Genomic DNA, 20,322 nt, shown 5'->3' on the forward strand with positions numbered 1-20,322 from the left:
CGCTATGCCAAATATCGTACTTAGCCGTATCGACGAAAGACTCATTCATGGTCAGGTCGGCGTACAGTGGGTCGGATTTGCGGGGGCAAATCTGGTACTGGTCGCTAATGATGAAGTAGCGGAAGACACCGTGCAGCAGAACCTGATGGAAATGGTACTGGCGGAAGGGATTGCCGTACGTTTCTGGTCGCTGCAGAAAGTGATCGATAACATTCACCGCGCTGCTGACCGGCAGAAAATTTTGCTGGTATGCAGAACGCCGACTGATTTTCTCAAGCTGGTTGAAGGCGGCGTGCCCGTCACTCGCATCAACGTTGGAAACATGCATTACGCCGAAGGTAAAAAACAAATTGCCAAAACGGTTTCTGTCGACGCGAATGATATTAGCGCGTTTAACGGCCTGAAAGCGGCTGGAGTGGAATGCTTCGTTCAGGGCGTCCCAACGGAACCGGCTTTGGATCTCTTTAAACTACTTTGAGGGATTCACAATGGAAATTAGTCTGTTACAGGCTTTTGCATTAGGTATTCTCGCCTTTATTGCTGGCCTGGATATGTTCAACGGGTTAACGCATATGCACCGTCCGGTGGTGCTCGGGCCGCTGGTGGGTCTGATTCTGGGCGATCTGCATACCGGTATATTAACCGGCGGTACGCTGGAACTGGTGTGGATGGGTCTGGCGCCGCTGGCCGGCGCTCAACCGCCGAACGTCATTATCGGTACTATCGTCGGGACTACGTTCGCCATCACTACCGGCGTGAAGCCTGACGTCGCCGTCGGGGTCGCCGTACCGTTTGCCGTCGCCGTACAAATGGGCATTACCTTCCTGTTCTCGGTCATGTCCGGCGTGATGTCCCGCTGCGATCGTATGGCGGCAAATGCGGACACCGCGGGCATTGAACGGGTTAACTATCTGGCGCTGCTGGCGCTTGGGATTTTTTACTTCCTTTGCGCTTTCCTGCCGATTTACTTCGGAGCGGAGCACGCAAAAACCGCTATTGACGTTCTGCCTGAAAGGCTGATTGACGGCCTGGGCGTCGCGGGCGGCATCATGCCAGCGATTGGTTTTGCCGTACTGCTTAAAATCATGATGAAGAACGTCTACATCCCTTACTTTATCATTGGTTTCGTTGGCGCTGCCTGGCTCAAGCTGCCGGTGCTGGCTATCGCCGCCGCCGCGCTGGCTATGGCGCTTATCGATCTGCTGCGTAAATCTCCAGAACCCACTCAGCCAGCGGCACAGAAAGAGGAATTCGAAGATGGCATCTAATCAACATACTCTGCCGAACGTGGCTGAAAACGAAGAGACTCTGCTGACCGGAGTGAACGAAAACGTCTATGAAGATCAGAACATTGGCGCGGATCTCACCAAAAAGGACATTAACCGCGTAGCATGGCGTTCCATGCTGCTGCAGGCGTCTTTTAACTATGAACGTATGCAGGCATCCGGCTGGTTGTACGGTTTGCTGCCCGCACTGAAAAAGATCCATACCAATAAACGCGATTTGGCCCGTGCGATGAAAGGACATATGGGCTTCTTCAATACCCATCCTTTCCTGGTGACGTTTGTTATTGGCATCATTCTGGCAATGGAGCGTTCCAAGCAGGATGTCAACAGCATTCAGAGTACCAAAATCGCCGTTGGCGCGCCGCTCGGCGGGATTGGCGATGCGATGTTCTGGCTGACGCTGCTGCCGATTTGCGGCGGGATTGGAGCCAGCCTGGCTCTGCAAGGTTCTATCCTCGGCGCCGTGGTCTTTATTGTGCTGTTTAACGTCGTCCACCTCGGCCTGCGGTTTGGCCTGGCGCACTATGCTTACCGAATGGGCGTCGCGGCGATTCCGCTTATCAAAGCGAACACCAAGAAAGTAGGTCACGCAGCGTCTATCGTTGGGATGACGGTCATTGGGGCACTGGTGGCAACCTATGTTCGTCTGAATACCACCCTTGAAATCAAGGCCGGCGACGCGGTTGTAAAATTGCAGGCCGACGTTATTGATAAGCTGATGCCTGCCTTCTTGCCGCTGGTCTACACCCTGACCATGTACTGGCTGGTACGCCGCGGCTGGAGCCCGCTACGCCTTATCGGTATCACCGTGGTGCTCGGTATCGTCGGCAAATTCTGTCACTTCCTGTAAAACAAAAGAGGTCTGAGATGTTAGGTATTATTTTGACGGGACATGGCGGATTTGCCAGCGGAATGGAAAAAGCGATGAAGCAGATCCTCGGTGAACAGTCTCAGTTTATCGCTATCGATTTTCCTGAGACCTCTACCACCGCATTGCTTACCTCACAGCTTGAGCAGGCAGTTGAAGAACTGGACGGCGAGGAGGGCCTCGTCTTCCTGACCGACCTGCTCGGCGGTACGCCATTCCGCGTTGCCTCCACTCTGGCGATGCAAAAAACCGGACGTGAAGTGATTACCGGCACCAACCTGCAGCTACTGCTGGAAATGGTGCTGGATCGCGATGAGCTCAGCGGCGAAGCGTTTCGCATACAGGCTCTGGAATGCGGGCATCGTGGCCTGACTAGCCTGGTGGACGAACTGGGTCGCTGCCGTGAAGAGAGCGCTATCGAGGAAGGGATATGACACAAGTTCTGCGCGCCAGGCGTCTGCTCACGGAACAAGGCTGGCTGGACGATCATCAACTGCGGATTGAAGATGGCGTGATTACCGCCATAGAACCTGTTCCTGTAGGCACCGCACGGCGCGATGCAGAGTTGCTCGCTCCCGCTTACATCGATATTCACGTCCACGGCGGCGCAGGGGTTGATGTCATGGACGACGCGCCAGATGTACTCGATAGACTGGCGATGCATAAAGCACGCGAAGGCGTCAGCAGCTGGCTCCCGACCACCGTTACGGCTCCGCTGCAGATGATACACCGCGCGCTGGAACGTATAGCGCAACGCTGCCGTTCCGGCGGTCCCGGAGCGCAGGTGCTGGGGAGCTATCTGGAAGGCCCCTACTTTACGCCACAAAACAAAGGCGCTCATCCCGCGGAATTGTTTCGCGAACTGGAGCTCGCTGAACTGGATGAGCTAATAGCCGTTTCCCGCCAGACCCTGCGCGTAGTCGCGCTGGCACCGGAAAAGCCCGGCGCACTTCAGGCAATTAAACATCTTAAGCAACGAGGGCTACGGGTGATGCTGGGGCATAGCGCGGCAACCTGGGAGCAAACTCGCATGGCTTTTGACGCCGGTGCTGACGGACTGGTGCACTGCTATAACGGTATGACCGGTTTGCATCATCGGGAGCCGGGCATGGTCGGCGCAGGGTTAACCGATCCGCGAGCGTGGCTGGAACTTATCGCCGACGGACACCACGTTCATCCTGCCGCCATGAAGCTATGCTGCTGCTGCGCACAGGACCGGATAGTACTCATTACCGATGCGATGCAGGCAGCCGGCATGCCTGATGGGAGCTACACGCTATGTGGCGAAAAGGTAGAGATGCGCGGCGGCATTGTGCGGACCGCTTCCGGTAGCCTGGCGGGTAGTACGCTGTCGGTCGATGCGGCGGTGCGCAATATGGTTAAACTCACAGGGCTCGCTCCAGAGGATGCTATCCATATGGCTTCATGGCATCCGGCCCGCCTGCTGGGAATCGACAACCAGCTGGGTTCGCTTAAGGTGGGTAAACGCGCCAGCATTATCGCACTCGACGACGGGCTGTATTTACAACAGATTTGGATTCAGGGCCAGCTCCTCCCCCTATAGCCCTTTCATTGTACGTCATATTGGCCTTCGGTTAATCGTCGCAAGGCCTTTCTTTTCCTTTCGACAATAAAAACCCCAACATCGATTCAGCAAAATTTACTCTATAAATATCAATAATATATAAACAAAAACGCTTTCAACGATCACAAATTTCGTTTTATTTCATTTTGCATTGTTGAACTTTCGATTTCTTTCCTATAGATTTTAATTAATCGATCATATGAACAAGTGAAACGAAACGAAAGATAGCGACACTTTGCCAGCGTCTGATGTGGAATTCACAAGACTAAGGACTTACGTTATGTCAGAAACCTACGCCCCTGCAGCCACGACGACCGGAACCTGGACCGAAGAAGAGATCCGTCAGCAGCCCGCCTGCTGGATCCGCTCACTAAAAAATATCGACAGTATTCGGCCAACTATCGATGGCTTTCTCGCCCCGCTACTGCGCAAAGATAATCTGCGGATCATCCTGACCGGCGCAGGCACTTCAGCATTTATCGGCGATATCGTCGCTCCATGGCTTGCCAGCCACACCGGAAAAAACATTAGCGCAGTACCGACCACCGATCTGGTGACCAACCCGATGGATTATCTGAATCCGGCACATCCGCTACTGCTGGTCTCCTTCGCCCGTTCCGGCAACAGTCCGGAGAGCGTCGCCGCCGTTGAACTGGCAAACCAGTTCGTCCCTGAGTGCTATCACCTTTCTATTACCTGCAACGAAGCGGGGAGCCTGTATCAGAACGCGGTTGAGAGCGACAACGCCTTTGCGCTGCTGATGCCTGCAGAAACGCACGATCGCGGCTTTGCGATGACCAGCAGTATTACCACCATGATGGCCAGCTGCCTGGCGGTCTTCGTACCGGAAGTGATTAACAGCCAGACATTCCGCGACGTAGCCGATCGCTGCCACGCCATCTTGACTTCACTCGGCGATTTCAGCCACGGGGTATTTGGCAATGAACCCTGGAAACGAATCGTTTACCTCGGTAGCGGCGGATTACAGGGCGCGGCGCGTGAATCAGCCTTAAAGGTACTGGAACTGACGGCGGGCAAACTGGCGGCGTTCTACGATTCACCGACCGGCTTCCGCCACGGGCCAAAATCGCTGGTCGATAACGAAACGCTGGTCGTGGTGTATATCTCCAGCCATCCTTACACCCGCCAGTACGATCTCGACCTGCTGGCTGAACTGCGGCGCGACGGGCAGGCAATGCGGGTGGTCGCTATTGCCGCAGAAAGCGATGCGGTTATCGAAGCCGGTCCGCATATTCTGCTGCCGTCAGCGCGTCATTTCATCGATATGGAACTGGCCTTCTGCTTCCTGATGTACGCCCAGGTGTTCGCCCTTACGCAGTCGCTAGCGGTAGGAAATACGCCGGATACCCCATCCGCCAGCGGCACGGTCAACCGCGTGGTACAGGGTGTTGTTATTCATCCATGGCAGGCTTAAGAGGATCCGATCATGAGCATCATTTCCACCAAGTATCTTCTGCAGGATGCCCAGGCAAAAGGCTATGCGGTACCTGCTTTCAACATCCATAACGCCGAAACGATCCAGGCGATCCTGGAAGTGTGCAGCGAAATGCAATCCCCGGTGATCCTCGCCGGGACACCGGGAACCTTTAAACATATTGCGCTGGAAGAGATCTACGCGCTATGCAGCGCCTACTCCACCAGTTTCGGTATACCGCTGGCGCTGCATCTCGATCACCATGAATCACTGGATGATATCCGTCGCAAGGTAGATGCGGGCGTACGCAGCGCCATGATCGACGGCAGCCATTTTCCGTTTGAAGAGAATGTGAAGCTGGTGAAAGCCGTTGTCGATTTCTGTCATGCACGCGACTGTAGCGTTGAAGCTGAGCTGGGACGCCTGGGCGGAGTTGAAGATGACATGAGCGTTGATGCGGAAAGCGCGTTTTTAACCGACCCGCAGGAAGCCAGGCGCTTCGTCGAACTAACGGGTGTAGACAGCCTTGCCGTAGCTATCGGTACCGCCCATGGCCTTTATACCAAAAAGCCCAAAATTGATTTCCAGCGTCTGGCTGAAATTCGTGAAGTGGTTGATATTCCTCTGGTGCTGCATGGCGCCAGCGATGTACCCGATGAGTATGTCCGCCGCACCATCGAACTGGGCGTGTGCAAGGTCAATGTCGCCACCGAACTAAAAATCGCCTTTGCCGATGCGGTGAAAAAATGGTTTGCCGAAAATCCACAAGGTAACGATCCGCGCTATTACATGCGCGTCGGCATGGACGCGATGAAAGAGGTGATACGCAGTAAGATCGCCGTATGCGGTTCGGCGAACCGCCTGCTACAACCCGCCGAAGCCTGATTGTTACCAGCACACCCGAGACGCTGCCGTACCCAGGCGTTAGCCCTTCAGGGCTAACGCTGCTTACCTCTGAAAAAAACGAAAACAAGGACTTTTCTGATGAAAAAAACGCTCAATGTTTCGTTACTGGCCCTGTTTATTTCTAATAGCGCTTTCGCCGCCCAATATGCATTAAACAGCGAATACCTCGCCGTTTCATTTAATGATACGAACTCTGCGATGGTGCTTAAAGACGTAAAGTCGCAGAATCAGCTTGCGCCTGAGGAACTTTTCTTTCTCACTCTACCTGATGAAAAGGTTATCCACGCCGCGGATTTTAAAATAAAGCATGTAGACAAAAAAGATAATACCATCAGCATTGACTATACCCATCCTGATTTTAACGTCGTAGTAAAACTGAACCTGGTTAAAGATAAATACGCCAGCATTGATTATACGATTACCGCCCTCGGGAAAGAGCAAAATATCGCAAAAATAACGTTCTTCCCTACCAGAAAACAGTCGCAGGCGCCATTTGTAGACGGTGCAATAAATAGCTCCCCGATTATTGCCGATTCCTTTTTTATATTGCCGAATAAACCCGTAGTGAATACCTGGGCTTATGAAGCGACGACTAATCTTAACGTCGAACTAAAAACGCCTTTGCAGCCGGGTACTCCCGTCAGCTACACCACCTGGTTCGGCACCTTCCCGGAAACCAACCAGCTACGCCGCAGCGTTAACCAATTTATCGACGCAGTCCGCCCGCGCCCCTATAAACCATACCTGCACTACAACAGCTGGATGGATATCGGCTTCTTTACCACCTATACCGAATCTGACGTTTTAGCGCGCATGGATGAGTGGAATAAAGAATTCATTACCGGACGCGGCGTAGCGCTGGACGCCTTCCTGTTAGACGATGGCTGGGATGACCGGACCGGAAGATGGTTATTTGGCCCTGCGTTTAGCAATGGCTTTAGTAAAGTCAGGGAAAAAGCCGACAGTATGCACAGTTCCGTCGGCCTCTGGCTTTCGCCCTGGGGAGGATATAACAAACCGCGAGATATTCGCGTATCCCATGCGAAAGAATACGGCTTCGAAACCGTTGACGGTAAATTTGCTCTCTCCGGGCCAAATTATTTTAAAAACTTTAATGAGCAGATTATTAAGCTGATTAAAGAAGAGCATATCACGTCATTTAAACTGGATGGAATGGGGAATGCCAATTCACATATTAAAGGCAGCGAGTTCGCTTCCGATTTCGATGCTTCAATTGCCCTTCTTCATAATATGCGTAGCGCCAACCCGAACCAGTTTATTAATTTAACTACCGGGACCAACGCCAGCCCCTCATGGCTATTCTATGCCGACTCAATCTGGCGGCAGGGCGATGACATTAATCTCTACGGACCCGGCACGCCGGTACAACAATGGATGACTTACCGGGATGCTGAAACCTGGCGCTCTATCGTAAGAAAAGGTCCGCTATTCCCGCTTAACTCACTGATGTATCACGGCATTGTAAGTGCTGAAAACGCCTATTATGGACTGGAGAAAGTGCAAACGGATAGCGATTTTGCCGATCAGGTCTGGAGCTATTTCGCCACGGGCACGCAGCTACAGGAGCTCTACATCACACCTTCTATGCTCAACAAGGCGAAATGGGATACCCTGGCGCAGGCGGCAAAATGGTCTCGTGCTAACGCCGATATATTAGTCGATACCCACTGGGTGGGCGGCGATCCAACGGCGCTGGAAGTGTATGGTTGGGCATCCTGGAGTAAAGAAAAAGCCATACTTGGACTGCGCAATCCGTCGGACAAACCGCAGCAATACTATCTCGACCTGACAAAAGCCTTTGAGCTTCCGCATGGAGAAGCCTCACACTTCACGTTAAAAAGCATTTACGGGAATAATTCGACATTCCCGGACAATTATCAGGGTGCGGTTATCGTCACGCTCCAACCGTTACAGATGCTGGTCTTCGAAGCAACCCCCGCTAAATAAGCTATCAGCCCGGGGCACTCCCCGGGCGTTCTGCTTACCCCTGCTGCTCCAGGGCGTACTTATAGAGCGCGTTTTTCTTCACGCCGTGAATTTCTGCGGCCAGGGCAGCAGCTTTCTTCAACGGCAATTCAGCCTGCAGCAGCGCCAGCGTGCGCAGCGCCACCGCTGGCAGCGCTTCTTCCTGCGCTTTAAAGCCCTCGACGATCAGGACCATCTCGCCTTTACGACGATTTTCGTCCTCTTTCACCCATGCCAGCAGCTCGCCGATTGGCGCGCCGTGAATCGATTCCCAGGTTTTGGTTAGCTCACGCGCCAGCACCACATAACGGGACTCACCGAGCACGGTGCAAATATCCTCCAGGCTTTCCAGTAAACGGTGGGTGGATTCATAAAAAATAATCGTGCGCGGCTCTTCTTCCAGCGCCTTCAGCGTGTCGCGGCGGCCTTTTGATTTGGCTGGTAAAAAACCTTCATAGCAAAAACGATCCGAAGGCAGTCCGGCCGCGCTCAGCGCCGCAATCGCCGCACAGGGGCCCGGCAGCGGCACCACGCGGATATTAGCCTCGCGGCAGATGCGCACCAGATGATAACCGGGATCGTTAATCAGCGGCGTTCCGGCATCGGAAACCAGCGCAATGTTTTGCCCCTCTTTTAGCTTCGCTACCAGCGTTTCCGCCTTTTGCTGTTCATTATGGTCATGAAGTGCAAATAAACGGGCGTTAATTGCAAAATGCTGCAGCAGCAAACCGGTATGACGCGTGTCCTCCGCTGCAACTAAATCAACGGCTTGCAACACTTCCAGCGCGCGTTGCGTGATATCAGACAGATTTCCTATCGGAGTGGGCACAATATAGAGCTGTCCCTGAGAATTATCCGCTGATTCGTGTTGTTTCATTGTTTCGTCCGTATTGCCGATTTAATATTGAGCATTGAGCCAAAAAAATATCACTGGACACATATGGTACCTTCAACATTTCTTCGTTCTAAACCCGTGCGTTGTCTGCCCGTACTGCTGGCCGCTCTGATTTTTGCCGGCTGCGGCACCCATACCCCGGACCAGAGCACGGCGCATTTGCAGGGTACGGCACAGGCAAACTCCAGTTACTATCTGGAACAGATGCAGCAAAGCTCGAATGATAGCAAGACCAACTGGCAATTACTCGCCATTCGTGCACTGCTAACAGAAGGTAAGAAACCGCAGGCCATTGACCTGTTTAACAAGCTGCCATCGAACCTCAAAGGCGCGCAGAGCCGAGAGCAGTCGCTGCTGGCGGTAGAAGTGAAGCTGGCGCAGAACGATTTCCAGGGCGCGCAGACGCTGCTGAGCAAACTCGACCCGGCAAGCTTTGAGCAGAATCAACTGCCCCGCTACTGGCAGGCGCAAATTGACGCCAGCCAGGGTCAACCCTCGCTGAACCTGCTGCGGGCCCTGATTGCCCAGCAGCCGCTGCTGAGCCTGCCCGCGCAAAAACAGAAAAACATCGACGCAACCTGGAAAGCGCTCACCGCCATGACCAGAGAGCAGGCCAACGCGCTGGTGATTAACGCCGATGAAAACGTGCTGCAAGGCTGGCTGGATCTGCAGCGCATGTGGTTAGATAACCGCACCGATCCGACGCTGCTCAAGGCCGGCGTGAAAGACTGGCAGACCCGCTATCCGCAAAACCCGGGGGCGAAAATGCTGCCGACGGCGCTGGTGAATATGCAGAATTACCAGGCCGCATCGACCAATAAAATCGCTCTGCTACTGCCTTTGAACGGCCAGGCGGCGATATTTGGCCGCACAATTAAGCAGGGCTTTGAAGCGGCGAAAAACGGCGCGCCTGCTGTTGCAGGAAGCGCGATCCCCGTGCAGGTCGCCCAGGCAGCGAACGTTGCTGATAGCACGGTGGTAAGCCCGTCGCAGGCGGAAGTCACCGATCTCACTACCGGCAATAACGCTCAGCAGCCGGTACAGGCTCCGGCTGCTGACCAGGCGCAAACAACGGCTCCGGTCACCGCTCCTGCGGCAGTACAAGCCCCGGCATCGGAAACCACAAATAGCCCTGAAACCACCAGCCAGCCAGCAGCTGCTGCTGCTCAGGCGGTCGCCGCGACCCCAGCCAATCCTTCCGCAGAGCTGAAAATCTACGACACCACCGCTCAGCCCATAAGCCAGCTGCTGGCCCAGGTACAGCAGGACGGCGCGACTATCGTCGTCGGCCCTCTGTTAAAAGATAACGTTGAAGAGGTCATCAAGAGCAACACCTCGCTCAACGTGCTGGCGCTTAATCAACCGGAGAGAGTCGAAAGCCGAATCAATATCTGCTATTTCGCCCTCTCTCCTGAAGACGAAGCACGCGACGCCGCACGCCATATTCACGATCAGGGCAAGCAGACTCCTCTGCTGCTGATACCGCGCGGCGCGCTGGGCGATCGCGTGGTGAATGCCTTCGCCAACGAGTGGCTTAAGCTGGGCGGCGGTACGGTACTGCAACAGCGCCTGGGCTCTACCGCCGAGCTGCGCGGCAGCGTTAACAGCGGGATCTCCCTGAGCGGTACTCCAGTCTCTACCCTGCCATCATCGCAGGACAGCGCCCTGGGTAGCCCGAGCGATATGCCGGTAAGCAGCACCGGTGGTGTCGATGCCGCATATATTCTGGCTACGCCGGAACAAATCGCGTATATCAAACCAATGATCGCCCTGCGTAACGGCAGCCAGAGCGGCGTGACGCTGTATGCCAGCTCCCGTAGCGCCCAGGGCGCATCCAGCCCGGATTTCCGTCTGGAGATGGAAGGTCTGCAATACAGCGAGATCCCGATGCTGGCCGGAAGTAATCCGGCGCTGCAGCAGCAGGCGCTCGCCGCGGTTCGCAACGATTACTCGCTGGCCCGTCTGTACGCGATGGGCGCCGACGCCTGGTCGCTGGCCAACCATTTCTCGCAGATCCGCCAGGTTCCCGGCTTTGAGCTGAACGGCAACACCGGCGATCTCACGGCTACCCAGGAGTGCGTTATCAACAGGAAACTGTCATGGCTCAAATACCAGGGTGGGCAAATCGTCGCAGCCAACTAAATAAGCAGACCGGCGACGCCTGGGAAATCCGGGCTCGCCTTTGGCTTGAGAGCCAGGGCCTGCGTTTTATCGCCGCCAACGTCCATGAGCGTGGCGGCGAAATTGACCTCATCATGCGCGACGGTAGCATCACCGTCTTTGTGGAAGTGCGCTATCGTCGCAGCGCAAACTACGGCGATGCCGCCTCCAGCGTCACGCCGCAAAAGCAACAAAAACTGCTCAAAGCCGCGCGTCTGTGGCTTTCCCGAAAGAATGGGAGTTTTGAGACTGTGGATTGCCGTTTCGATGTGGTAGCCTTCACCGGAAACGACATCCAATGGCTAAAAAACGCCTTTGGCGAATAATGTATACCCAAATAATTCGAGTTGCAGGGCAAGGCACTTATGCTTTGAATAGCGCTGGTCCCATCATGAATGAGCCGAGTAACAAAGCCAAAGCACAAGCAACTTGAAGTATGACGGGTATAAATGAATTAAGGGATCCTGTGCTCGATAGAATCAAAGCCTGCTTTACTGAAAGCATTCAAACTCAAATTGCAGCAGCGGAAGCACTCCCGGACGCCATCTCCCGTGCGGCTATGACGCTCGTCCAGTCGCTGCTGAACGGCAACAAAATCCTCTGTTGTGGTAATGGCACTTCCGCCGCCAACGCACAGCATTTTGCTGCCAGCATGATTAATCGTTTTGAAACAGAGCGCCCCGGTTTACCCGCCATTGCACTAAATACCGATAATGTGGTCTTAACCGCAATTGCCAACGATCGCCTGCATGACGAGATTTATGCTAAACAGGTACGTGCGTTGGGACACGCTGGCGATGTGCTGCTGGCGATTTCTACGCGCGGCAATAGCCGTGATATCGTGAAAGCCGTCGAAGCGGCGGTCACCCGCGATATGACTATCGTGGCGTTAACCGGCTATGACGGCGGTGAACTGGCTGGCCTTTTAGGGCAGCAGGACGTCGAAATCCGTATTCCTTCGCATCGCAGCGCGCGAATTCAGGAAATGCACATGCTCACCGTAAACTGTCTGTGCGATTTGATCGATAACACGCTTTTTCCACACCAGGACGATTAAGGAGAACACATGAAGGCTCTCTCGCCCCTCGCCATTCTGCTTTCTGCGCTATTACTTCAGGGATGCGTTGCTGCAGCGGTAGTCGGAACGGCAGCAGTCGGCACTAAAGCCGCGACAGACCCGCGTACGGTCGGTACTCAGGTTGATGACGGCACGCTCGAGCTACGCGTCAACAGCGCCCTGTCGAAAGATGAACAAATTAAAAAAGAGGCTCGCATCAACGTTACCGCGTACCAGGGTAAAGTCCTGCTGACCGGGCAGTCTCCAACGTCAGACCTCTCCGCACGAGCGAAGCAAATCGCGATGGGTGTAGAAGGTACAACCGAGGTGTTTAACGAAGTGCGTCAAGGTCAGCCCATCGGCTTAGGTACCGCCTCTTCGGATACCTGGATAACCACTAAAGTCCGCTCCCAGCTGCTGGGTACCGACCAGGTGAAATCCTCTAACGTGAAAGTAACAACGGAAAACGGTGAAGTCTTCCTGATGGGTCTGGTCACCGACCGTGAAGGACGCGCGGCAGCGGATATCGCCAGCCGGGTGAGCGGCGTGTCTCGCGTCACCACCGCCTTTACCTATATCAAATAAACACGATACATCCCGGCTTGCGCTACGCTGAGCCGGGCTACCGGCCCGCAGACGGCTGTAAACCCGTAGCCCGGGTAAGGCGTTTACGCCGCAACCCGGGAAAATATCAGATTAAAGCCAACCCGCCAGCTACCGCGCCGCACAGCGCCACCAGTCCACCGGTCAGCCATAGCGCTTTCGCCGGGAATGCTTTACGCAGCATAATCAGCGACGGTACGCTGACAGCAGGCAGCGTAATCAGCAGCGCCAGCGCGGGCGCCACGCCCATCCCCGCCAGCATCATGGTCTGCACAATCGGGATTTCCGCCGCCGTCGGAATAACAAACAGACAGCCGGCAATTGCCATCGCAATCACCCAGAACAACGTGTTATCCACCACGCCATCGGCGTGAGGAAATAACCACACCCGCGCGGCTCCCAGCACCAGCACCGCCAGAATATAAACCGGGATGGTATTCCAGAACAGCGTCCACAGCGCGCGCAGCCAGCGGCTGAAAAAACCGCCCTGCGTGATTTCCACCGTCTCTTCAGGCACAGAAACAGGTTGTATCGCCGCTTCTTTCACCCATCTCTGCACCAGCGTGGCAACCACCAGTACCGTCGCCAGCCCGGCCAGCAGGCGAATCAACGCAAACTGCCAGCCCAGCACAAAGCCCATAAATACCAGGGTCGCAGGGTTCAGCAGCGGGTTGCCCAACCAGAATGCCAGCGCGCCGCCCATAGAAACCTGTTGCTTACGCATTCCCGCCGCCACCGGCGCGGCGCAGCAGGTACACATCATGCCCGGCAAAGAGAACACGGCCCCCAACAAGGTACCGCGAAAACGCGCCTGTCCCAGCGTGCGCAAAAGCCAGTCTCGAGGGATCAGCACCTGAATAAGCGATCCCAGCAGGACGCCTAAAACCGCCGCTTTCCATACCGCCAGGAAATAGACCAGCGCGTAATCCCAGGCCGCTGCTAAAGGATTAGCGTTACCGTTGGCGAGAATGGATTTACCAATACTGTGCGTCTCAGCTGCGGTAAAGGCTTTGCCGTAATAGGGCTGCCATTTAACGAACCACAACCCAATAATAACGACGAGAAAAAAGAGAGCGGGCTTCCACCATTGCAACGGTGTTGCCGCCTGAGATGAAGACTGACCAGCCATAGCATTCCCCAGGGAGTGTCATGAAAAATAGAGGTCATGAATACTACGCTTTCAGGGAAATTTTGGAAATTATTAATCCGCTGAACGCGCAGCTCTCTCCCGAAGCTGCGACGAAGAGAGAATTTGTACGCCTTCATGCGTTGGCGATAACGCCTCCGCGAGTAAGGCGCTGGCCACATCTCGCGCGTCTATCGATTTGAGGTTTCCCGGCAAAAGGCGGAAAAACGGCGCAAACAGCGTCTCACTGGTGCGTTTTTTTTCGCGCTCGCCGATTAGCATTGACGGCCGGGCAATGGTCAGGCGCGGCCACTGCTGCGCAATCAGCGCCTCTTCCATCTCGCCTTTTACCCGATTATAGAAAAAAGGCGAGTGCGCATTCGCTCCCATCGCGCTGACCACCAGCATATGCCGGGCGCCCAGCTTTTTTCCCACCAGCGCGGTATCAATGACCAGCGTATAATCTGCATGCACAAACGCTTCTTTACTTCCGGCTTCACGGCGAGTCGTTCCCAGACAGCAGAAAACGATGTCTACCGGATCAACGACCTGCGCCAGGGCATCCGTTAGCTGCGGGTCGTGTGGATTAAACACGCCGGAAATATCGGCCAGCGGCCGACGAGTAGGCGCAGCAATGGACTTAATCTCCGGCTCATTCAACAGCATCCGAAGTAAGTGACCACCAACTAACCCGGTTGCTCCCGTTAACAGTACCTGACTCATCGAAACTCCTTTGCAGATTTTTCTACCTTGCGATCCCCGGCTCATGTTCCAGGCTTAATACTCTACGAGGTAATTATCCATCATCATCAGGGAAATGCCTCATTCCACACCAAAACACTGGAGGAAGAATGAGTAAGAAGATTGCCGTTTTAATTACCGACGACTTTGAAGACTCGGAATACACATCGCCCGCAGACGCCTACCGTCTGGCCGGTCATGAGGTGGTGACGATTGAAAAACAGGCGGGTAAGAAGGTAAAAGGGAAAAAGGGAGAAGCCGAAGTGGTCATCGACAAAGCTATTGATGACGTTAGCCCTGCCGACTTCGATGCCTTACTGCTGCCGGGCGGCTATTCACCGGACTCACTGCGCGGTGACGAGCGTTTTGTCACCTTCACCCGTGATTTCGTGAACAGCGGCAAGCCGGTATTCGCAATTTGCCACGGTCCACAGCTTTTGATTAGCGCTGATGTGATTCGCGGGCGTAAGCTGACGGCAGTGAAACCTATCGTTGTTGACGTCAAAAACGCCGGTGGTGAATTCTACGATCAGGAAGTGGTCATCGACAATGAACAGCTGGTAACCAGCAGAACGCCTGACGACCTGCCGGCGTTTAATCGCGAAGCCTTACGCCTGCTCGGAGCCTGATTCACGCAGCCAGTGCAGCTTTTTACCAAAACCCAGCGTGTTATCGGTGAACTTGATCTCATCGGGACGAATCTCCCAGACGGGCGCCGATAGCATGCGGGCCACCGGGAAACGGCTGACGTAGAGTTTGCGCATGGCCGCTTCTTCTTCTCCGGATAGCCGGCGAATCTCTCCTTTAAACTGAACGCCGCGGATCAGCGCCACGGTCTTGGGCTGCCCGTTAACGGTTCCGGCAACTTTAGCGCGTGCTCCGGTCATTTGACCGTGGCGCGTTTTTTCATCGCTGAGAAGATAAAAAGCGACCTTTTCCGGATCATAGACGTAAAAAGCATTAGCGCACCACAGCTCTTCATCCCGGGAAACGCACCAGGTAATAACGTGCTGCTTGCCCAGCCAACGGCTGATAGCGGCGAGCGTATCCATCTTTACTCTCCAGTATGTTATGGTGCTCACACCTTAACATAGCGACCTGTGTACCGTGTGCTGGTTTCTCTATCTGATTCGTACCGCCGATAATCGCCTCTATACCGGGATTACCACCGATGTTTCACGCCGCTTTTGCCAGCACCAGGATGGCAAAGGAGCAAAAGCGCTGCGTGGAAAAGGAGAGCTTCAGCTGGCCTTCAGCCAGGAGGTTGGTGAACACTCACTAGCTCTGCGCCTGGAGTATCGTATCAAGCAGCTAACGAAGCGCCAGAAAGAGCGCCTCGTTGCCGGGGATGGTTCGTTTGAGGCTTTGCTGGAAAGTCTCAGAAGCGGTTGAAGTGGTCGCTATATTCGACCAGCCCGCTTACGCCATCAAGGGCGTTATCGGCCAGGCGGTGAACCTGGAAAGCTTCCGCGCTATCCGGCCAACGGCAACGCAGATTAAAACGCGCCGCAGGTTCAAAGCCCAGACGACCATACAGCGCCGGATCGCCAAGAGTCACGACGGCGGCATAGCCAAACTCGTTAAGCGAATCAAGCCCTTCATAGACCAGCTGACGCCCGATTCCCTGACCGCGGTAGCTTTCGTCTACCGCCAGCGGAGCCAGCCCGACCCACTGTAGCTCCTCACCTTCGACGGCGACCGGGCTAAATGCCACGTAGCCCACAACCTGACCTTCGTCATCCGTCGCCACCAGGCCCAGCGTGATCAGACCGTCTTCACGTAGGCTATGTACCAGCTGCGCTTCCGCATCACTGCCGAAGGTACGACGCAACAGCGCGTCGATGCCCGGTGCATCAATCCCTATCTCTACTCGAATCAGCATGCCTCACCTACCGATGTCTGTTCAGGTTTCTGCGGGCCTTTCAGGCCAGCTTCAACAAAGTCCGCCAGCTGCAGCAGCATGACACGCAGCGCCTTAGGCATCTGCTCCAGCTCAATGGCATCCATCAGGTTTTTTACATACAGCCCCAGCTCGGTGTCGCCTTCGATAACCAGGCGACGCTGGAAGAACAGCGTATCCGGATCCTGCTTACGCGCCGCAATCATCAGCAAATCGCTGGCGTCGGCGCTGAAGCTGACGTCTGCTTCAGCCGCAGAGCTGACGACCAGACGACCATCAACTACCGAGGTATACCACAGCAGGCCGATATCACGCACATTAATACTTAGCCAGCGCCCTTCGAGAAAATCCAGCTCACCATCGGCCAGCGCCTGGCGAAACTGCCAGCTTAATACTTGTTCCAGCACCTGGCGCTTGAGGGCAAATGGCGCCAGCTTAACCGGCACGCTCATCATTGACGGGCCAAATTGAACCAGTTTGGAACGCAGTTTATCCAACACAAGCTTTACTCCATGAATGCAATAGTCCATCTATTGTGCCATATCAAATAAACGACATAGCGGCGTAAATCAACAAAATCACAATGTCGGGTCTCAGGTATTGATCCCGCCAATACGCTTTTAACTGCCTCAAATCAAAAATTGTCACCAGAAGGTTAACTAAAATCCCAGCTCATTAACCATCCAGCGTCCCTGACGGGCCGCGTTTTTCAGGAAAGATTATGGAGCTGCTCTGCCCAGCCGGTAACCTCCCGGCGCTTAAGGCGGCCATCGAAAATGGTGCCGATGCCGTCTACATCGGGCTGAAAGATGACACTAACGCCCGCCACTTTGCCGGCCTTAATTTCACCGAAAAGAAACTGCAGGAAGCCGTCAACTTTGTACACCAGCATCGCCGCAAACTGCATATCGCCATTAATACCTTCGCCCATCCTGATGGTTATGTTCGCTGGCAGCGCGCGGTCGATATGGCGGCCCAGCTGGGCGCCGATGCGCTGATCCTCGCCGATATCGCGATGCTGGAGTACGCCGCCGAGCGCTATCCGCATATTGAGCGTCACGTCTCCGTTCAGGCTTCAGCCACCAATGAAGAAGCGGTGAAGTTTTATCATCGCAATTTCGACGTCGCCCGCGTGGTGCTACCGCGCGTTCTGTCGATTCACCAGGTTAAACAGCTGGCTCGCGCCACGCCGGTCCCCCTGGAGGTCTTCGCCTTCGGCAGCCTGTGCATCATGGCGGAAGGCCGCTGCTATCTTTCCTCTTATCTGACCGGTGAATCGCCGAATACCGTCGGCGCCTGCTCGCCTGCGCGCTTCGTCCGCTGGCAGCAAACGCCGCAGGGTCTGGAGTCGCGCCTTAACGAAGTGCTAATCGACCGCTATCAGGACGGTGAAAACGCCGGTTACCCGACGCTGTGTAAAGGGCGCTATCTGGTCGACGGCGAGCGCTATCACGCGCTGGAAGAACCCACCAGCCTGAATACCCTGGAGCTGCTGCCGGAACTGATGGCGGCAAATATTGCTTCGGTGAAAATTGAGGGCCGCCAGCGCAGCCCGGCGTACGTCACCCAGGTGGCGAAAGTCTGGCGTCAGGCGATCGATCGCTGCAAAGCCGATCCGCAAAACTTCGTGCCGCAATCTACATGGATGGAAACTCTCGGTTCCATGTCCGAAGGGACACAAACCACTCTTGGCGCCTATCACCGTAAATGGCAGTGAGAACAGCAATGAAATATTCATTAGGGCCGGTGCTTTATTACTGGCCAAAAGAGACGCTGGAAGATTTTTACCAGCAGGCGGCGGGCTGCAGCGCGGACACCATTTATCTCGGCGAAGCGGTATGCAGTAAACGCCGGGCGACCAAAGTCGGCGACTGGATCGAAATGGCAAAAGCGCTGGCAGAAAGCGGTAAGCAGGTGGTGCTTTCCACCCTCGCGCTGGTGCAGGCTTCCTCTGAGCTCGGCGAACTGAAACGCTACGTCGATAACGGTGAGTTTCTGATTGAAGCCAGCGATCTCGGGGTCGTCAACCTGTGCGCGGAACGCAAGCTGCCGTTCGTCGCCGGCCATGCGCTCAACTGCTATAACGCAGTCACCCTGCGCCTGCTGCTTAAGCAAGGCATGATGCGCTGGTGCATGCCGGTTGAGCTTTCCCGCGACTGGCTGGCGAATTTGCTAACCCAGTGCGACGAGCTGGGCATCCGCAATCAGTTTGAGGTAGAAGTCCTCAGCTACGGTCACCTGCCGCTGGCTTACTCCGCCCGCTGCTTTACCGCACGCTCGGAAGACCGGCCAAAAGATGAGTGCGAAACCTGCTGCATCAAATATCCTAACGGACGCGACGTGCTCTCGCAGGAGAACCAGCAGGTATTCGTCCTCAACGGCATCCAAACCATGAGCGGCTACGTCTACAACCTCGGGAATGAGCTAAGCACCATGAACGGCCTGGTAGATATGGTTCGCCTGTCGCCGCTGGGCAGCGAGACCTTCGCAATGCTCGATGCCTTCCGCGCCAATGAAAACGGCGCAGCGCCGCTGCCGCTGACGGCAAACAGCGACTGTAACGGCTACTGGCGGCGGCTGGCCGGGCTGGAACTGCAGAGCTGAGTACAGCTCACTTTGTTAATGGCTATCGCTGCTTTTTAATGCACTATTAAAGACGCAGCTTTTCTGGCAGGTGTATCGCGAATGCGCCAGGCTGGAAGAAGACCTTCAATCTGATGACTATGCTGTAGCAAAGTGAGCCTTTATGACTGACAAATCTGTTTCGTTTTCGGTGCTCGATCTAGCGCCGATCCCGCAAGGTTCTTCCGCGAAGGAAGCCTTCTCCCACTCTTTAGCTCTGGCGCAGCTGGCGGAAAAACGCGGCTATCGCCGCTACTGGCTGGCCGAGCACCATAATATGGTCGGTATCGCCAGCGCCGCGACTTCGGTGCTGATTGGCTACCTTGCAGCCAATACCACCACTCTGCATCTTGGCTCCGGCGGCGTGATGCTGCCGAACCATTCGCCGCTGGTGATTGCCGAGCAGTTCGGCACGCTCAATACGCTTTATCCCGGACGTATCGATCTTGGCCTTGGCCGCGCGCCGGGTAGCGACCAGCCGACCATGCGCGCGCTGCGGCGTCATATGAGCGGCGATGTCGATAACTTCCCGCGCGATGTCGCGGAACTGGTGGACTGGTTCGACGCCCGCGATCCTAATCCGCACGTCCGTCCGGTTCCCGGCTATGGCGAGAAGATTCCGGTCTGGCTGCTCGGCTCCAGCCTGTACAGCGCGCAGCTGGCGGCGCAGCTTGGTCTGCCGTTTGCCTTCGCCTCTCACTTCGCGCCGGACATGCTCTTCCAGGCTCTGCACCTCTACCGCACTCATTTCAAACCATCAGAACGGTTAGAGAAACCGTATGCGATGGTGTGCATTAACATCATCGCCGCCGATAGCGACAGAGATGCCGAGTTCCTGTTTACGTCCATGCAGCAGGCGTTTGTCAAACTACGTCGCGGCGAGACCGGGCAGCTACCGCCGCCGGTGCAAAATATGCATCAGCTATGGTCAGCGTCTGAGCAATATGGCGTCCAGCAGGCGCTGAGCATGTCGCTGGTGGGCGATAAAGCCAAAGTTCGTCATGGGCTAGAATCAATCCTGCGGGAAACTCAGGCCGATGAAATCATGGTCAACGGCCAAATATTCGATCATCAGGCGCGCCTGCATTCATTTGATTTGGCGATGCAGGTGAAAGAAGAGCTTCTCGGATAGTGAGTAATGCGGCATTTTTG

23 protein-coding genes are annotated in these 20,322 nt (G+C 55.1%); 17 read left to right on the forward strand and 6 right to left on the reverse strand.

Annotated elements, in window-relative coordinates:
• The first annotated feature begins 4 nt into the window (after window positions 1-4).
• The 8 genes from agaV to GJ746_RS22335 all read left to right on the forward strand — a co-directional run bounded on the left by agaV (window position 5) and on the right by GJ746_RS22335 (window position 8,048).
• Complete coding sequence (gene agaV, locus GJ746_RS22300; RefSeq protein WP_154682151.1) at window positions 5-478, forward strand: PTS N-acetylgalactosamine transporter subunit IIB; 474 nt, start codon at window positions 5-7, stop codon at window positions 476-478.
• Between the two features lie 10 nt (window positions 479-488).
• Window positions 489-1,268, forward strand: coding sequence for a PTS N-acetylgalactosamine transporter subunit IIC (gene agaW / locus GJ746_RS22305; RefSeq protein WP_061076209.1), 780 nt, complete (start codon window positions 489-491; stop codon window positions 1,266-1,268).
• A complete protein-coding gene (gene agaE / locus GJ746_RS22310; RefSeq protein WP_154682152.1) occupies window positions 1,258-2,136 on the forward strand; it encodes a PTS N-acetylgalactosamine transporter subunit IID in 879 nt (292 codons plus the stop codon). Before agaW ends, agaE begins: the two co-directional genes overlap by 11 nt.
• 17 nt (window positions 2,137-2,153) lie before the next feature.
• Window positions 2,154-2,588, forward strand: coding sequence for a PTS galactosamine/N-acetylgalactosamine transporter subunit IIA (agaF, locus tag GJ746_RS22315; RefSeq protein ID WP_154682153.1), 435 nt, complete (start codon window positions 2,154-2,156; stop codon window positions 2,586-2,588).
• The gene (nagA, locus tag GJ746_RS22320) at window positions 2,585-3,718 is read left to right on the forward strand and encodes an N-acetylglucosamine-6-phosphate deacetylase (RefSeq protein ID WP_154682154.1); all 1,134 of its coding nucleotides are present in this window, start codon (window positions 2,585-2,587) and stop codon (window positions 3,716-3,718) included. Before agaF ends, nagA begins: the two co-directional genes overlap by 4 nt.
• 301 nt (window positions 3,719-4,019) lie before the next feature.
• Window positions 4,020-5,174 (forward strand): AgaS family sugar isomerase, encoded by a 1,155-nt coding sequence (locus GJ746_RS22325; RefSeq protein WP_154682155.1) that lies wholly within the window; start codon window positions 4,020-4,022, stop codon window positions 5,172-5,174.
• Between the two features lie 12 nt (window positions 5,175-5,186).
• Complete coding sequence (kbaY, locus tag GJ746_RS22330) at window positions 5,187-6,059, forward strand: tagatose-bisphosphate aldolase subunit KbaY (RefSeq protein ID WP_154682156.1); 873 nt, start codon at window positions 5,187-5,189, stop codon at window positions 6,057-6,059.
• A gap of 99 nt (window positions 6,060-6,158) precedes the next feature.
• Window positions 6,159-8,048, forward strand: a complete 1,890-nt coding sequence (locus GJ746_RS22335) for an enterotoxin (RefSeq protein ID WP_154682157.1) — start codon at window positions 6,159-6,161, stop codon at window positions 8,046-8,048.
• A gap of 34 nt (window positions 8,049-8,082) precedes the next feature.
• Here GJ746_RS22335 and rsmI read toward each other — a convergent pair whose 3' ends face one another.
• Window positions 8,083-8,943 carry a 16S rRNA (cytidine(1402)-2'-O)-methyltransferase gene (gene rsmI / locus GJ746_RS22340; RefSeq protein ID WP_154682158.1) on the reverse strand — a complete coding sequence of 287 codons (861 nt, stop codon included), beginning with the start codon at window positions 8,941-8,943 and terminating at the stop codon, window positions 8,083-8,085.
• Window positions 8,944-9,006: 63 nt separating this feature from the next.
• Here rsmI and GJ746_RS22345 point away from each other — a divergent pair, with 63 nt between their 5' ends.
• The 4 genes from GJ746_RS22345 to dolP all read left to right on the forward strand — a co-directional run bounded on the left by GJ746_RS22345 (window position 9,007) and on the right by dolP (window position 12,763).
• Window positions 9,007-11,103 carry a penicillin-binding protein activator gene (locus GJ746_RS22345; protein WP_154682159.1) on the forward strand — a complete coding sequence of 699 codons (2,097 nt, stop codon included), beginning with the start codon at window positions 9,007-9,009 and terminating at the stop codon, window positions 11,101-11,103.
• Entirely contained in the window at window positions 11,061-11,447 is a 387-nt protein-coding gene (locus GJ746_RS22350) for a YraN family protein (protein WP_154682160.1), read from the forward strand. The genes GJ746_RS22345 and GJ746_RS22350 overlap by 43 nt, the downstream gene beginning before the upstream one ends.
• A 140-nt stretch (window positions 11,448-11,587) precedes the next feature.
• Window positions 11,588-12,178 carry a DnaA initiator-associating protein DiaA gene (gene diaA, locus GJ746_RS22355; RefSeq protein ID WP_002918211.1) on the forward strand — a complete coding sequence of 197 codons (591 nt, stop codon included), beginning with the start codon at window positions 11,588-11,590 and terminating at the stop codon, window positions 12,176-12,178.
• A gap of 9 nt (window positions 12,179-12,187) precedes the next feature.
• A complete protein-coding gene (dolP, locus tag GJ746_RS22360; RefSeq protein ID WP_154682161.1) occupies window positions 12,188-12,763 on the forward strand; it encodes a division/outer membrane stress-associated lipid-binding lipoprotein in 576 nt (191 codons plus the stop codon).
• Window positions 12,764-12,869: 106 nt separating this feature from the next.
• Here the strand turns inward: dolP and GJ746_RS22365 are convergent, their stop codons facing one another.
• Both GJ746_RS22365 and GJ746_RS22370 read right to left on the reverse strand, forming a co-directional pair.
• Complete coding sequence (locus GJ746_RS22365) at window positions 12,870-13,910, reverse strand: permease (RefSeq protein WP_154682162.1); 1,041 nt, start codon at window positions 13,908-13,910, stop codon at window positions 12,870-12,872.
• 72 nt (window positions 13,911-13,982) lie between these two features.
• The gene (locus GJ746_RS22370; RefSeq protein WP_154682163.1) at window positions 13,983-14,630 is read right to left on the reverse strand and encodes an NAD(P)H-binding protein; all 648 of its coding nucleotides are present in this window, start codon (window positions 14,628-14,630) and stop codon (window positions 13,983-13,985) included.
• A 128-nt stretch (window positions 14,631-14,758) separates the two neighbouring features.
• On the opposite strand from GJ746_RS22370, the gene GJ746_RS22375 reads away from it, so the two are divergent.
• Window positions 14,759-15,277: a type 1 glutamine amidotransferase domain-containing protein gene (locus GJ746_RS22375; protein WP_154682164.1), complete on the forward strand. Its 519-nt coding sequence runs from the start codon at window positions 14,759-14,761 to the stop codon at window positions 15,275-15,277.
• Here the strand turns inward: GJ746_RS22375 and GJ746_RS22380 are convergent.
• The gene (locus tag GJ746_RS22380) at window positions 15,257-15,700 is read right to left on the reverse strand and encodes a YhbP family protein (protein ID WP_154682165.1); all 444 of its coding nucleotides are present in this window, start codon (window positions 15,698-15,700) and stop codon (window positions 15,257-15,259) included. The genes GJ746_RS22375 and GJ746_RS22380 overlap by 21 nt on opposite strands.
• A 46-nt stretch (window positions 15,701-15,746) precedes the next feature.
• Here GJ746_RS22380 and GJ746_RS22385 point away from each other — a divergent pair, with 46 nt between their 5' ends.
• Window positions 15,747-16,040 (forward strand): GIY-YIG nuclease family protein, encoded by a 294-nt coding sequence (locus GJ746_RS22385; RefSeq protein WP_195908882.1) that lies wholly within the window; start codon window positions 15,747-15,749, stop codon window positions 16,038-16,040.
• On the opposite strand, the gene GJ746_RS22390 is transcribed toward GJ746_RS22385, so the two are convergent.
• Both GJ746_RS22390 and ubiT read right to left on the reverse strand, forming a co-directional pair.
• Entirely contained in the window at window positions 16,027-16,530 is a 504-nt protein-coding gene (locus GJ746_RS22390) for a GNAT family N-acetyltransferase (protein WP_154682166.1), read from the reverse strand. The genes GJ746_RS22385 and GJ746_RS22390 overlap by 14 nt on opposite strands.
• Window positions 16,524-17,048, reverse strand: coding sequence for a ubiquinone anaerobic biosynthesis accessory factor UbiT (ubiT, locus tag GJ746_RS22395; protein WP_154682167.1), 525 nt, complete (start codon window positions 17,046-17,048; stop codon window positions 16,524-16,526). Before ubiT ends, GJ746_RS22390 begins: the two co-directional genes overlap by 7 nt.
• A 221-nt stretch (window positions 17,049-17,269) precedes the next feature.
• On the opposite strand from ubiT, the gene ubiU reads away from it, so the two are divergent.
• The 3 genes from ubiU (at window position 17,270) to GJ746_RS22410 (ending at window position 20,302) form a co-directional block, all read left to right on the forward strand.
• Window positions 17,270-18,265, forward strand: a complete 996-nt coding sequence (gene ubiU / locus GJ746_RS22400) for a ubiquinone anaerobic biosynthesis protein UbiU (RefSeq protein ID WP_154682168.1) — start codon at window positions 17,270-17,272, stop codon at window positions 18,263-18,265.
• Between the two features lie 8 nt (window positions 18,266-18,273).
• Window positions 18,274-19,152, forward strand: a complete 879-nt coding sequence (locus tag GJ746_RS22405) for a U32 family peptidase (protein ID WP_154682169.1) — start codon at window positions 18,274-18,276, stop codon at window positions 19,150-19,152.
• Window positions 19,153-19,294: 142 nt separating this feature from the next.
• Window positions 19,295-20,302: a luciferase-like monooxygenase gene (locus tag GJ746_RS22410; RefSeq protein ID WP_154682170.1), complete on the forward strand. Its 1,008-nt coding sequence runs from the start codon at window positions 19,295-19,297 to the stop codon at window positions 20,300-20,302.
• Window positions 20,303-20,322 lie beyond the last annotated feature (20 nt).

The organism is Klebsiella oxytoca (assembly GCF_009707385.1).
GTDB classification, from domain to species: domain Bacteria; phylum Pseudomonadota; class Gammaproteobacteria; order Enterobacterales; family Enterobacteriaceae; genus Klebsiella; species Klebsiella oxytoca_C.

Bases quoted from the DNA above. Each gene is read 5' to 3' on its own strand.
- agaV (WP_154682151.1), top strand. From the start codon at position 5: ATGCCAAATATCGTACTTAGCCGTATCGACGAAAGACTCATTCATGGT.
- agaW (WP_061076209.1), top strand. From the start codon at position 489: ATGGAAATTAGTCTGTTACAGGCTTTTGCATTAGGTATTCTCGCCTTT.
- agaE (WP_154682152.1), top strand. From the start codon at position 1,258: ATGGCATCTAATCAACATACTCTGCCGAACGTGGCTGAAAACGAAGAG.
- agaF (WP_154682153.1), top strand. From the start codon at position 2,154: ATGTTAGGTATTATTTTGACGGGACATGGCGGATTTGCCAGCGGAATG.
- nagA (WP_154682154.1), top strand. From the start codon at position 2,585: ATGACACAAGTTCTGCGCGCCAGGCGTCTGCTCACGGAACAAGGCTGG.
- GJ746_RS22325 (WP_154682155.1), top strand. From the start codon at position 4,020: ATGTCAGAAACCTACGCCCCTGCAGCCACGACGACCGGAACCTGGACC.
- kbaY (WP_154682156.1), top strand. From the start codon at position 5,187: ATGAGCATCATTTCCACCAAGTATCTTCTGCAGGATGCCCAGGCAAAA.
- GJ746_RS22335 (WP_154682157.1), top strand. From the start codon at position 6,159: ATGAAAAAAACGCTCAATGTTTCGTTACTGGCCCTGTTTATTTCTAAT.
- rsmI (WP_154682158.1), bottom strand. From the start codon at position 8,943: ATGAAACAACACGAATCAGCGGATAATTCTCAGGGACAGCTCTATATT.
- GJ746_RS22345 (WP_154682159.1), top strand. From the start codon at position 9,007: ATGGTACCTTCAACATTTCTTCGTTCTAAACCCGTGCGTTGTCTGCCC.
- GJ746_RS22350 (WP_154682160.1), top strand. From the start codon at position 11,061: ATGGCTCAAATACCAGGGTGGGCAAATCGTCGCAGCCAACTAAATAAG.
- dolP (WP_154682161.1), top strand. From the start codon at position 12,188: ATGAAGGCTCTCTCGCCCCTCGCCATTCTGCTTTCTGCGCTATTACTT.
- GJ746_RS22365 (WP_154682162.1), bottom strand. From the start codon at position 13,910: ATGGCTGGTCAGTCTTCATCTCAGGCGGCAACACCGTTGCAATGGTGG.
- GJ746_RS22370 (WP_154682163.1), bottom strand. From the start codon at position 14,630: ATGAGTCAGGTACTGTTAACGGGAGCAACCGGGTTAGTTGGTGGTCAC.
- GJ746_RS22375 (WP_154682164.1), top strand. From the start codon at position 14,759: ATGAGTAAGAAGATTGCCGTTTTAATTACCGACGACTTTGAAGACTCG.
- GJ746_RS22380 (WP_154682165.1), bottom strand. From the start codon at position 15,700: ATGGATACGCTCGCCGCTATCAGCCGTTGGCTGGGCAAGCAGCACGTT.
- GJ746_RS22390 (WP_154682166.1), bottom strand. From the start codon at position 16,530: ATGCTGATTCGAGTAGAGATAGGGATTGATGCACCGGGCATCGACGCG.
- ubiU (WP_154682168.1), top strand. From the start codon at position 17,270: ATGGAGCTGCTCTGCCCAGCCGGTAACCTCCCGGCGCTTAAGGCGGCC.
- GJ746_RS22405 (WP_154682169.1), top strand. From the start codon at position 18,274: ATGAAATATTCATTAGGGCCGGTGCTTTATTACTGGCCAAAAGAGACG.
- GJ746_RS22410 (WP_154682170.1), top strand. From the start codon at position 19,295: ATGACTGACAAATCTGTTTCGTTTTCGGTGCTCGATCTAGCGCCGATC.